We start from the raw sequence: 12,898 nt of genomic DNA, 5'->3' as shown, positions 1-12,898 counted from the left end.
TTGCGTTGCGCCAATTCGCCCGATATTCCGCCGCTATGAAACATTATTTCACTGCCTCGTTACTTGCTTTGGTCATTGCCGGTGGTCCTATCGTGCCCGCTTCCGCGCGTCCCATGACCGAGACCGATCTTGCCACGATGAAACGGCTCGCTTCGCCGACCGCTTCGCCCGACGGAAAACTGGTCGCCTATCAGCTTCAGGAAACCGATCTTGCTGCGAACAAACGGCGCAGCGACCTTTGGCTGTACCGCGTCGATGGCAAGGAAGGAGGTCCGTGGAAAATTGCATCCAAGCCTGACTTCAACGAACATAGCCCGGCCTTCGCTCCCGGTGGCAAGTCGATCTATTATCTCAGCAATGCGAGCGGATCAGACCAGCTTTGGCGCTATGATCTTGGCGACCAGACAAGCGCGCAGGTGAGCGATTTCAAAGCCGAAGTCGCCGGATTCAAATTGTCGCCCAATGGCAAAAGGGTTGCTGTTTGGGGGGATATTGCCCGCGATTGCGAAGATTTCGGCTGTGACAGCGATGGGGATCGTTCAAAATCCGGGCCGGGCACAGGTCGCGCATATGATCAGCTGTTTGTCCGCCATTGGGACTCATGGGAAACACCGGGCAATTACAGTCGCCTGTTCAGCTTTGAGATCGGGGCCGATGGCAAGCTGGCGGGCGGTCTCAATATGGATGGCGATGGCGCTGAAACCCTTATCGGCGATACGCCTTCAAAACCCAGCGGTGGCGGAGAGGAAATCGCATGGAGCGCGGATAGCGCTAAGCTGTATTTTGCCTTGCGCAAGGCGGATGCGGAGGAACCGCGTTCGACCAACCTCGATATTTATGCGTCCGAACATGCGTTCGGTGACCCTAAAAATCTGACACCCGAGAACAAGGCAACCGACACGCTGCCTGCCGCCTCGCCCGATGGCAAATGGATGGCTTGGGCCGCAATGGCCCGTCCCGGTTATGAAGCCGACCGGCAGACGTTGATGCTGATGAATAAGGCCACGGGCAAAGTGGTCGCGCTGACCGATCGATGGGACCGTTCGGTCGAATCGATTGCCTGGGCTGCGGACAGCAAGAGTTTGCTTGTTACCGCGCAGGATACACTGGAACGTCCGTTGTTCCGCGTTGACCTGAAAGGCAAAGTCACCCGCCTGACCGATCGCGGCACTATTTCCGAAGTGGTGCCGCTGTCCAATGGCGGTGTAATCTATGCGATCAACAGCCTTGCCGCTCCTGCGGATCTGGTGTGGATGGACGCGAAAGGCAAGACCACGCGCCTCACCAATGTGAACGCCGAATTGTACAAGGGTCTCGACCCGGTTCGATATGAGAAGTTCAGCTTTGCAGGCGCCAATGGCGATCGGGTGCATGGCCAGATCGTCAAGCCACAAGGCGCGACCGGCAAGTTGCCGGTGCTGTTGCTGGTGCATGGCGGCCCGCAAAGCTCGTTCGGCAACAGCTGGTCCTTCCGCTGGAACCCGGCGGTGATGGCATCGCAGGGCTATGCTGTGGTGACGATCGATTTCCATGGCTCGTCTGGCTATGGACAGGCCTTTACCGACAGCATCAATCAGGATTGGGGTGGAAAGCCCCTAGCCGACCTGAAGCTTGGCATGGTCGAACTGGGCAAGATCGATCCACAGCTCGATACCGCCAACGCCTGCGCGTTGGGCGGCAGCTATGGCGGCTATATGATGAACTGGATCGCGGGCAATTGGCCCGAAGGGTTCAAATGTCTGGTCAACCATGCGGGCATTTTCGATCTGCGCGCGATGGCGTTTGAAACCGAAGAATTGTGGTTCGACGAATGGGATCATGGTGGCCCATGGTGGAGCCGCAAGGATGCGGAGAAATGGAACCCGGTGAACCATGTCACCAAATGGAAAACGCCGATGCTGGTCATCCATGGCGAGAAGGACTTCCGTATTCCCTATTCGCAAGGGTTGGCGACCTTCACAGCGCTGCAACGACAGGGGATCGAATCCAAGCTGCTCGTTTTCCCCGATGAGAATCACTGGATATTGAAGGCCAAAAATTCGATCCAGTGGCACCGCACGGTTTTCGATTGGGTGGCGAAGCATCTGAAAGGTGGCAAATAGGGCCAAAGCCCTCGCCTCAGGCAAAGGCGAGGGGTTTTCCTTTGGGCAAAGCGCGGGTAAGGCGCGGGCCCATGACTATCGACAAGACATTCGACCCGGCAGCAATCGAAACCAAATGGTTTGAGCATTGGGAAACGAGCGGCGCCTTCCGCCCCGAGCGCCCCGATGCGCAACCCTTTACCATTGTGAACCCGCCGCCGAATGTGACGGGCAGTCTGCATATCGGCCATGCGCTCGACAATACGCTGCAGGATATTTTAATCCGCCACGCCCGTTTGCAGGGCAAGGATGCGTTGTGGGTCGTCGGCATGGACCATGCGGGCATCGCCACGCAAATGGTGGTCGAACGCCAGCTCGAAGAGCGGCAGGACAAGCGCACCAATTACAGCCGCGACGAATTTGTCGACATCGTCTGGAAGTGGAAGGCGGAAAGCGGCGGGCAGATCACTCGCCAGCTGCGCCGCCTTGGCTGCTCAATGGACTGGGCGAACGAACAGTTCACCATGGACCCGCATTTCAACCGCGCGGTGCTCAAGGTCTTTGTCGACCTCTACAATCAGGGGCTGATCTACCGCGATAAAAGGCTGGTCAATTGGGATCCGAAGCTGAAGACCGCGATTTCGGACCTTGAGGTTGAAACGCGCGAGGTGAAAGGCCATTTCTGGCACTTCCGCTATCCGCTGGCCGACGGCGTGACACTCGACAACGGCGCGGACCATATTGTTGTTGCTACTACCCGCCCCGAAACGATGCTCGCCGATATGGCGGTCGCGGTGAATGCCGATGATCCGCGCTACAAAAGCGTGATCGGCAAATATGTCGAGCTGCCAATCACAGGTCGCCGCGTGCCGATAGTCGCAGACGAGCATGCCGATCCGGAACTGGGCTCGGGCGCAGTGAAGATCACCCCCGGGCATGATTTCAACGACTTTGAAGTCGGCAAGCGCGCAGGGATAAAGCCCGGCGAGATGCTCAACATGTTCGATGCCGAGGCCCGCGTGGTGCAGACGGCCGACGGGCTGATCCCCGACGATCTGGTCGGCATGGATCGCTTCGATGCGCGTGCTGCGGTGGTCGAACAGATGAAGGCGCTGGGCCGCCTCGTTCCGCATATCGTCAAATCGGCGGATGGCGAGGAAAGCGAGCTCGACGCCGAACCGCGCACCATCCAGACGCCCTTTGGCGATCGCGGCGGCGTGGTGATCGAACCCTGGCTGACAGACCAATGGTATGTCGACGCCGAAACGCTCGCCCAGCCGCCGATACAGGCAGTGCGCGACGGGCGGATCGAAATCGTCCCCAAGAGCTGGGAGAAGACCTTCTTCAACTGGATGGAGAATATCCAGCCCTGGTGCGTCAGCCGCCAACTTTGGTGGGGTCACCGGATTCCGGCTTGGTACGACGCTGATGGCAAGGTTTATGTCGCAGAGGACGAAGCAGCTGCGCAAGCGCTAGCTGGCGAAGGCGTTGCGCTGACACAGGACAATGACGTCCTCGACACATGGTTCTCCTCCGCACTCTGGCCGTTCGGTACATTGGGCTGGCCTGACCAGACCGAGGCGCTGGCGCGTCACTATCCGAATGACGTTCTCATTTCCGGCTTTGACATCCTGTTCTTCTGGGATGCGCGTATGGCGATGCAGGGGATGCACTTCATGAAGGAAGTGCCGTGGAAGACGCTCTATCTTCACGGGCTGGTGCGCGCGGCGGACGGGCAGAAAATGTCCAAATCCAAGGGCAATGTCGTCGATCCGTTGATCCTGATGGACAAATATGGCGCCGATGCGCTGCGCTTCTTCATGGCGGCGATGGAAAGCCAGGGCCGCGATGTGAAGATGGATGAACGCCGCGTCGAAGGCTATCGCAATTTCGCGACCAAGCTGTGGAACGCAGCGCGTTTCTGCCAGTCAAACGGCATCGGCGCATCGACCACGCTGCGCGCGCCGGAGGTGAGCCTTGCGGTCAACAAATGGATCATCGGCGAAGTCGTTGAAACGCTGGCGAAGCTCAACAAGGCGTTTGACGAATATCGTTTCGACGCGATGGCCGACGCGATCTACCAGTTCGCCTGGGGCACCTTCTGCGACTGGTATCTGGAACTGATCAAGCCCACCTTTGTCGATGGCGAGAAAGGGGAGATGGATGAAGAATCCAAGACGGTCGCAGGCTGGGTTCTCGACCAGATCCTCGTCATGCTCCACCCCTTCATGCCGTTCATTACCGAAGAGCTATGGCATGCAATGGGCGAGCGGAACTATGACCTGATAGTCGCCAAATGGCCGGAGCCCAAAGCCGATCTCGATCTGGCCGCAGGTGCCGAAATCAACTGGCTGATCCAGCTGGTCACCGAAGTGCGTAGTGCAAAGAACGAGCTCGGTATTGCGCCGGGCGCGCGGCTCAACGCCTTCGTCCGCGACGCCTCAGCCGAGACACTGGCGAGAATTGAGCGGCAGCAGTCGGCAATTGCGCGACAGGCGCGGCTAGACAGCGTTGCCAACGCCGAAGCGCCTGCTGGTGGTTCGCTCCAGATCGTGGTCGACGAAGCTACCTTCGTAATACCGCTTGAAGGCATCATCGATCTCGACGACGAACGCGCACGCATAACCAAAGCGATCGAGGCGGTTTCGAAGGAAGCCAAGTCGTTGGAAGGCCGCCTTTCCAACCCCGCCTTTGTCGAAAAGGCCAAGCCGGAAGCAGTGGAAAAAGCCCGTGCCGATCATGCCGAAAAGGCCGCCGAGGTCGAAAGGCTGAGCGCGGCGCTTGCGCGGTTGGGGTAGCTGAAGTCCGGCCCTTGCCGTCCTAACATAGTCGTCATTCCCGCGAAGGCGGGAATCCATCACCCGCGCAGTAAATTTCCACGGCAGGCGATGGACCCCCGCCTTCGCGGGGGTGACGAAATATATAGAGTGATCGGCTGTCAGACGCCTTTATCGCGCCGCAAAATCGGTTTAGGGTCTTGCCTGCGTCGCCATTCGTGCGGCGTTCAGGGGAAGGGATTTAGCGCGGCGCGATGGATATCTACCTGCCTATAGCCGGGCTGTCGGTAAACATCGTTGTGATCATCCTGCTCGGCGGGGCCGTTGGCATGCTGTCGGGCATGTTCGGCGTCGGCGGTGGCTTTCTGACGACACCTTTGCTGATTTTCTACGGCATCCCGCCGACGGTAGCCGCGGCCTCTGCCTCGACGCAGGTGACTGGGGCAAGCGTATCAGGCGTGTTCGCGCATATGCGGCGCGGCGGGGTCGACTTCCATATGGGTGCGGTGCTCGTCGTCGGCGGGCTGTTGGGCACCTTGTTCGGTGCGCTGCTGTTCGAATTGCTTGAGGCATGGGGACAGGCCGATACCGTCATCAACATCCTCTACACGCTGCTGCTCGGCGGCATTGGGGGGCTGATGGCCAAGGATGCCTGGAAAAGCATGTCAGCCAGCCGAAGCGGAAAACCCCTGCCAGCCAGCAAAAGGCGGCACCATCCGCTTGTGGCTAGCCTTCCCGGCCGCTGGCGTTTTTATCGTTCGGGGCTGTATATTTCGCCGCTCGCGCCCCTGATCCTGGGTTTCCTCACCGGCATCCTTACCATGCTGCTGGGTGTCGGCGGCGGCTTCATCATGGTGCCCGCGATGCTCTACATATTGGGGATGAGCGCGAATGTCGTGGTCGGCACTTCGCTGTTCCAGATCCTCTTCGTCACCATGTCGTCCACGATGGTTCACAGCCTGACGACGCGCGCGGTTGATATCGTCCTCGCCATTTTCCTGCTGATCGGCAGCGTTACCGGCGCGCAGATTGGTGCGCGGTTGGCGCAGCGGATGCGGCCGGATTATCTGCGCTTCCTGCTTGCGGCTATCGTGTTGATTGTGGCGTTGCGCATGGCGCTCGGGCTGGGTTGGCGACCCGATGAAATCTACACGGTGCAATTCCTGTGATTGTCCGGCTGCTCCTGATTCTCGCCTTCCTGCTGCCGCTCCCGGCGCTGGCGCAAAGCGCGGGCGAACCAAAGCTGGTGCCCGATGTGTCGCAGCGCAAGATCAATATCCAGTCGCGCTTCACCGGAGCAGAGTTGCTGATGTTCGGTGCAATTATTTATCCACGCGGCGTCGCTCCCGAAGGGCAGATCGACGTTGCGGTCGTGCTGCGCGGGCCGACGCGTCCGATCATCCTGCGTGAAAAGCAGAAGGTGGCGGGCATTTGGGTCAACGCCGACAGCATCGATTTCCGTTCGGCCCCGGCTTACTATGCCATCGCCTCTTCCCGCCCGATCGAAAAAATCGTCGATGCGCGGACGGCAGCGATTTACGAACTGGGGCTCAAGCGGCTGCAATTATCGCCTACTGGCGAAATCCAGACGCGTGAGGTGCGCCGCTTTACCGACGGGCTGGTTGAGCTGAACCGCAAGGACGGCCTGTTTGCGGAAGCCCCCGGCGAAGTCGATATCACCGATCAGGTTCTTTATCGCGCGCGTCTGACACTGCCGTCGAGCGTTCCGGAAGGCCGCTATATTGCCGAAACGCTGTTGATCCGGGATGGGCGGGTGATCATGGCGGACGACAGTGTCGTGGTAGAGATCAGCAAGACCGGGTTCGAACGCTTCGTCACAATCATGGCGCAGGAATATGGTCTGCTATATGGCGCATTTGCTGTTTTGATTTCGCTCTTTCTCGGCTGGTTTGCGGGCTATGTCTTTGGCCGGCTCTGATGGCGGCCGATTGGCTTGAAAAGCGGCTCGTTTAGCTGAAAATTAACCCCATCATCCTAGTCTGGAACCTGTAGCAACAGGGTGATCAGATGACCGATAATTTTTCAGGCCGCACATTTGGGCAAGGGCAGCCATATCAACCCGGAGAATCGGCGCAAAGTGCAGCCTCTTCGGGGCAAAGCCCTTATCAGCAGCCGGTCAGGCCAGCGGTCCAGCCGACGCAGCCTTATCCCCCCGTCCAGCAAACCGCGCAGTCTGTGGCCCCTGCACAGCAATCGGCACCAGCAACAACCGCGCAACCTGCTGTGCGCCCGATAGCCCAGCCGACACCGCAATCCTTTGCCCCTACCGCCCGGCAAGAGAGTCAGGGTGCCGTTGGCGTTCGTCAGACCCAACGTAGCCATGAGGCAGCCGATAGCGGTCTTCACAAGATTGGCACTGTCATTGAAATTGCAGGATCGGGTTCGCAGGTCAGCCTGAACGCAGCGCTGATCAATGCGCTGGTCGAACATCATGATCCTTCGATTGCCATGGCCGGCCAGGTCGGAAGCCAGATCAAGATCCGTGTCGGCAATGTCTGGTTGCTCGCCAATATCCGCACGCAAAGGCTCGATCTGACCGATGCCAAGACGATCCTTGCCCAAGTCGACTTCCTCGGGGAGGGCGATGAAGAGCGATTGACCGGCAAAATCTATAATTTCCGCCGCGGTGTCACCCGTTATCCGGTTCCGGGTTCGGAAGTATACGCCGTTTCCAGTTCCGACCTCAAACAGGTCTATGCTGCCGATGGCCGGGCCAGTGTTAGCATCGGTACCGTTTTCCCGACCCGCGACATTCGTGGATCGCTGTATGTCGATGCGATGCTCGGCAAGCATTTCGCGCTGCTTGGATCGACGGGTACCGGTAAATCGACCAGTGCGGCGCTCATCCTGCACAAGATTTGCGAACTGGCACCCGAAGGTCATATCGTGATGATCGACCCGCACGGCGAGTATAGCGCCGCGTTCAAGGGTAATGGCGCACTATATGACGTCAACAACCTCGCCATGCCCTATTGGCTCATGAACTTCGCCGAGCATTGCGAAGTCTTCGTTACCTCGTCTGGCGACGAGCGGCAGGCAGACTGCGACATTCTGGCCAAATGCCTTTTGCAGGCTCGTTCGAAAAACCGGCTCGCGGAAAGCATTGGCAAACTGACAGTCGACGCACCGATTCCCTATCTGCTGTCTGATTTGACCACCATCATCCAGAATGAGATGGGCAAACTCGACAAGGCCACCAACACCGCTCCGTTCATGCGTTTGAAGGGCAAGATCGAGGAACTGAAAGCCGATCCGCGCTACAGCTTCATGTTCTCGGGCATGCTGGTCGGCGATACCATGACCGACTTTCTCGGCAAGATTTTCCGCCTTCCAAGTGATGGCAAGCCGATCTCGATCATCGACGTCTCGGGAGTGCCCTCCGATATCACGTCGACGGTGGTCGCGGTGCTCTCGCGGCTGGTTTTCGATTATGCGATCTGGTCGCGCAATGAACCGCAGCGTCCGATCCTCCTCGTTTGCGAGGAAGCGCACCGCTATATCCCTTCGGACCGCGTCGCAGGCGGCAGTGCGGTTCGGACGATCCTCGAGCGTATCGCCAAGGAAGGCCGTAAATATGGTGTCTCGCTGGGCCTGATTACCCAGCGCCCTTCAGACTTGGCCGAAGGTGTGTTGTCGCAGTGCGGCACGATTATCTCGATGCGACTGAATAACGATCGTGACCAGGCCTATGTGCGCGCGGCAATGCCGGAAGGTGCGCGGGGCTTCCTCGATTCAATTCCGGCGCTCCGCAACCGCGAATGCATCATCTGCGGTGAAGGCGTGTCGATCCCGATCCGCGTTGCACTCGACACGCTGGAGGAAGAAAAGCGTCCAGCTTCGGAAGATCCGCTCTTCTCTGTCCTGTGGCAGGAAACGGGGGGTGAGGAAGAACTTCTCGACCGCGTTGTCCGCCGCTGGCGTGCTCAGGGGCGGTAACGCTTACCGCTTTTCGAACGGCTTCAAGCCCCGGCCCAGCCGGTTCGCACCCAGTACAATGGCATCGCCCGACCAGTCGGCTAGGAAGACTGTATTGCGATCAACACCGGTGGCAAGGCTGGCGTCGTTACCGCTGATCGCAAGGCCCGCGCTGCTGCGCTGGCGGCCTTCGGCTGCAACGGCGATGAAGGCGCTGTAATTTTCCTTGTCCTTGCCTTGCACAAACACATTGCCACTGATCATGCCGGTGGCCCCGCCGGGCAGGTCGATCATATAATTGGTTGCCTGCCCGCGCGTATCGTCAAAGGCATTGTTCTGGATGATCGCGGTGGCAGCACGGCTTTTGATGTAATGCCCGCCATTGCCGCGCTCGAAACGGCTGCGGGTGACGGTCAACGAGGCAAAGTCACCGATATAGATGCTGTGCGCGCAGGAAAGCCCCCTGTCGCAACGGCCCAGTTCGCTGAATGTCGTCTGGTCGATTACGATTTCTCCTGCCGGATCCTGGGCGGTCAAGATGCCTTGTTCGCTGTTGCGAAAGACCGAACGGGTGACGGCCAGATTGCCCTTTTCCAGACGGATGCCTGCGCCATTGCCATCAGGCACAGCCATGTTCTGGAAGATGATACCGTCAACGGCGGCCGATCGGCCCCGCAGCACCAATGCTGCCTTGCCCTCGCAAATATCGCCGTCAAAGATCGACCGGCCAGCGACTTCGGCTTTGAACGAGATGTGGCCTGCAGATTGCACCGCGCATTCGCGATAGGTGCCGGGGGCAATCAGTATCGTTCCTTGCGCGTCGCCTATCGCCTCGATGGCATCGGCCAGACGCGAATAGGTCCGTCCGGTTTCGGCAACCTGAAACGGCGCCATGCCTTGCTGGGCCGCTGCCGAGACGGCGGCAATCGCGGTAATGGCGGGAATGAGGAAGAACGGGATACGGTTCATGATATATCTTCCGATTTGGCTTTGAGTCGAATGTGCCTGCTTCCGGCGATTCCCGCCAGCGGGTTAACCACAGATGCCTTCTTCTGTCCGCTTCGGGGACATAGCTATTCATGATTCACTGGTCCTGCTGCGCTTGCGACGGGCGCCTATGATGCTAGTTCTTGATCCTGACTGTCGACACAGAATCGATGGCGAGCGGAGGGTATATGCACGCGGTTACCACGACCGAAGTTTTCCTGTTGGCGATGCTGATCATCTTCACATTGCCCTATCTGGTCTGGCGGCTGGGGCGGACCGAATATTATGCGCCGCTGGTGGTGGTTCAGATCGTCGCGGGCATCTTGCTCGGCCCTGGCGTGCTGGGAGCGGCCTTCCCCGATTATTACAGCTTCGTCTTCCGGCCTGAAGTGGTCACCGCATTGAACGGTGTTGCCTGGTGGGCGGTTATGATGTTTGTCTGGGTCGCGGGGATCGAACTTGATCTGGAAGAGGCATGGAAACGGCGCCGCGAAACCGGGGTGACGGCAGGCTTTGCGCTGTTCACACCGCTATTGTTCGGCAGTCTGGCGGCCATATTGCTGCTGCAAACCGGTGATGGCTGGGCGGGGGATAAAGGCGCGCGCTGGCAAGTCATTCTCGGCATCGGCATGGCCTGTGCGGTCACTGCACTGCCGATCCTCGTGCTTTTCATGGAAAAGATGGAGATTTTGCGCCAACCCATCGGCCAGCGCATCCTGCGTTACGCCAGCCTTGACGATATCGCGATCTGGGGCGTGCTCGCGCTGATCCTGCTCGATTGGGAGAGGATCGGGCGGCAGGGCGCGTTCCTCGTCTTGTTCGGCGCACTGACCTTTGCAATCCGCAAGCTGATGGTGCGAATTCCGGAACGGGATCGCTGGTATGCCGGGCTCATCTGGCTTGCGGCATCCGGCCTCGCAGCCGACTGGGCGGGGCTGCACTATATGGTCGGCGCGTTTCTGGCCGGCGCTGTGCTCGACAGCAAATGGTTCACGCTCAAAGACATGGACAATTTCCGCAACACGATATTGCTGGCGGTCATGCCGGTGTTTTTCCTGTCGACCGGGCTGCGCACCCAATGGGATGTCGGCGGGGTTGCGGTGTTCGGCGCGGCGGCCCTGCTATTGGTCGCGGCAGTCGTCGGCAAGCTCGCGGGCATCCATATCGCAGGGCGCATATTGAAGTGGGAGAAGGGTGAGGCGTCGATCATCGGCTGGCTGTTGCAGACCAAGGCGCTGATCATGATCATCTTCGCTAACATCCTGCTCGATAAGGCCATCATCACCAACGAGACCTTCACGGCTTTGCTGCTGATGGCGGTGGCCTCGACAATGCTGACGATCCCGGTGGTCACGCCCAAGCTGAAGGCGCTGGCGGAGGTGATTGCGAAGCGGGGTTGACTTAACGGCTGGCTCGAAAGTTGACAAAACTGACACCATATCACGTTCAAACATTCCACCCCCGCGACAGGAAATTTCCAACATCTGGAGCGATGGGTGCGGCGGCGATTTTGGGAGAAAGGGCTCACACTATCAAAGAGCCAGCCGTACCGCATCGGCGGTGGGCGAGGAGAGGCTGGCAAAACAAGTCCTACATTTCAAGCGAGAACATCTGGTCCTTCTCCCATAGGGAGAGGGGGCACGCAACTTTCACGAAAATGCACTGGAGCGACGCATTGATAATCCCTCCATCATTCCCATTTCGAACAGATGTCAGGACGCAAACAGCACTTCATACCCCAATTTGTCCTCCGGGAGTTTGGCGAGGACGCCAAAGGTAAGAAAAAGCAAGTCAGAGTCTTTCAACGCGAACGAACTTTTATTTCCGCTCCCGATGGGATTGGCGCTGCACGTGAGTTTTACTCTGCCAAAAATGACGACGAAGCTACGCTCGACGACATCATTACCGGCGCAGAGATTGAGTATGCCAAAATACACCGATCATTGATTGATGCGCCACACGACAGAAGCATAGATTCAGAAGCGGCTTCCAGACTACTCTGCCACCTTTCAGTAAGAGGAGCAAACTTACGCGAAGCCATGTCGGCAGGAAGTGAATATGCCATTCGTAAAGCAATGGATGTGTTTTCTAACTCACAGAAGTTGCGACAGATTTTAGGTTTGTCCGGGAGCGAACCAAGCGGAAAACTCAAGGTTCGGCTCGACCAATTTTACAATGAAAACAAAGCGAAAATTCGAAAATCGGGAATGTCTCGACATGAATTTAGAATATTTGCATTTCGACATGTGAATCGCAATTGGGATTCAAACTTTGAAAAGGCCATCCCCCAGATGTTTGCGCCTTATTCAGGCATCGATTTCTCGGCCCTCGCTGCGGAGGCTCACAAAAATATTCTATCTGAAGACGTGGAGCCAGAGAAACGCGTTGAAGCATTCAGTCGACTGCCATGGAGAGTAGTCGAAACCCATCAGCCTTTGATACTGCCTGATTGCGTCATCATAGTGGATGACGCAGACGAAGGAGTAATCCCTGCTTCATTTGTCGGAGCAGCTGGGCTGAGAGGTGCATTATTTCCGCTAACGCCAAATAAAGCGCTGTGTGGTGGGACATATGCTAATGATGCGGTTCTGAATGGGTTATTGCCTCGATTTAGCACCATAGCTGCCTACAACAGCTGGGACTTTTTCGTTGCAAATCCCCAAACAACAATCGACGAAAAGCTGCGGGACTTAATCGGCGGTCGAATTACAAAGACTATTATTTCTGCAGTTGAAGAGGCTCTGCGAGACGCTCTGCTCGATGGCTTGAGCTCATAAATCCATCAACTAGCTCCCCTTCACTCATTTAAATTCGGCCGCAAATATTGCCGTGCCTTGTCGAGCTCCAGCCCGCGCCGTGCGGCATAGTCTGCGACCTGATCCTCGCCAATCCGCGCGACGCCGAAATATTCGCTTTGCGGGTGGCCGAAGTAGAAGCCGCTGACGGCCGCTGTTGGCAGCATGGCGAAGCTTTCGGTCAGGGTGATGCCGGTGCGGTGGGTGGCGTCGAGCAGGTCGAACAGCACCGGCTTCAGGCTGTGGTCGGGGCAGGCAGGATAGCCGGGGGCGGGGCGGATGCCGCGATATTGCTCGCGGATCAGCGCTTCGTTGGTCAGCT

9 protein-coding genes are annotated in these 12,898 nt (G+C 58.1%); 7 read left to right on the top strand and 2 right to left on the bottom strand.

Annotation, left to right across the window (positions count from 1 at the left end; translation table 11 throughout):
• Nucleotides 1-35 precede the first annotated feature (35 nt).
• The 5 genes from PKC81_RS10530 (at nucleotide 36) to PKC81_RS10510 (ending at nucleotide 8,815) form a co-directional block, all read left to right on the top strand.
• A complete protein-coding gene (locus PKC81_RS10530) occupies nucleotides 36-2,102 on the top strand; it encodes a S9 family peptidase (RefSeq protein WP_324335839.1) in 2,067 nt (688 codons plus the stop codon).
• Between the two features lie 71 nt (nucleotides 2,103-2,173).
• Nucleotides 2,174-4,879 (top strand): valine--tRNA ligase, encoded by a 2,706-nt coding sequence (locus PKC81_RS10525; RefSeq protein ID WP_324335837.1) that lies wholly within the window; start codon nucleotides 2,174-2,176, stop codon nucleotides 4,877-4,879.
• Nucleotides 4,880-5,112: 233 nt separating this feature from the next.
• Nucleotides 5,113-6,027, top strand: a complete 915-nt coding sequence (locus PKC81_RS10520; protein ID WP_324335835.1) for a sulfite exporter TauE/SafE family protein — start codon at nucleotides 5,113-5,115, stop codon at nucleotides 6,025-6,027.
• On the top strand, nucleotides 6,024-6,797 hold the full coding sequence (locus PKC81_RS10515) for a TIGR02186 family protein (protein ID WP_324335833.1): 774 nt from the start codon (nucleotides 6,024-6,026) through the stop codon (nucleotides 6,795-6,797). Before PKC81_RS10520 ends, PKC81_RS10515 begins: the two co-directional genes overlap by 4 nt.
• An 89-nt stretch (nucleotides 6,798-6,886) precedes the next feature.
• Nucleotides 6,887-8,815, top strand: coding sequence for a DUF87 domain-containing protein (locus tag PKC81_RS10510; RefSeq protein WP_324335831.1), 1,929 nt, complete (start codon nucleotides 6,887-6,889; stop codon nucleotides 8,813-8,815).
• Nucleotides 8,816-8,818: 3 nt separating this feature from the next.
• On the opposite strand, the gene PKC81_RS10505 is transcribed toward PKC81_RS10510, so the two are convergent.
• Nucleotides 8,819-9,763 carry a right-handed parallel beta-helix repeat-containing protein gene (locus PKC81_RS10505; protein WP_324335829.1) on the bottom strand — a complete coding sequence of 315 codons (945 nt, stop codon included), beginning with the start codon at nucleotides 9,761-9,763 and terminating at the stop codon, nucleotides 8,819-8,821.
• A 206-nt stretch (nucleotides 9,764-9,969) separates the two neighbouring features.
• Here PKC81_RS10505 and PKC81_RS10500 point away from each other — a divergent pair, with 206 nt between their 5' ends.
• The gene (locus tag PKC81_RS10500) at nucleotides 9,970-11,181 is read left to right on the top strand and encodes a cation:proton antiporter (RefSeq protein ID WP_324335883.1); all 1,212 of its coding nucleotides are present in this window, start codon (nucleotides 9,970-9,972) and stop codon (nucleotides 11,179-11,181) included.
• A 309-nt stretch (nucleotides 11,182-11,490) separates the two neighbouring features.
• A complete protein-coding gene (locus PKC81_RS10495; protein WP_324335827.1) occupies nucleotides 11,491-12,558 on the top strand; it encodes a DUF4238 domain-containing protein in 1,068 nt (355 codons plus the stop codon).
• A gap of 20 nt (nucleotides 12,559-12,578) precedes the next feature.
• Here PKC81_RS10495 and PKC81_RS10490 read toward each other — a convergent pair.
• Nucleotides 12,579-12,898: vitamin B12 dependent-methionine synthase activation domain-containing protein (locus PKC81_RS10490; protein WP_324335825.1), on the bottom strand; the 320-nt coding region annotated here is incomplete at its 5' end.

Source organism: Sphingorhabdus sp. (assembly GCF_035329025.1).
GTDB lineage: Bacteria > Pseudomonadota > Alphaproteobacteria > Sphingomonadales > Sphingomonadaceae > Sphingorhabdus_B.
Note: the sequence above shows the minus strand (reverse complement) of the source record. Positions and strands in the feature narration are given on the sequence as shown.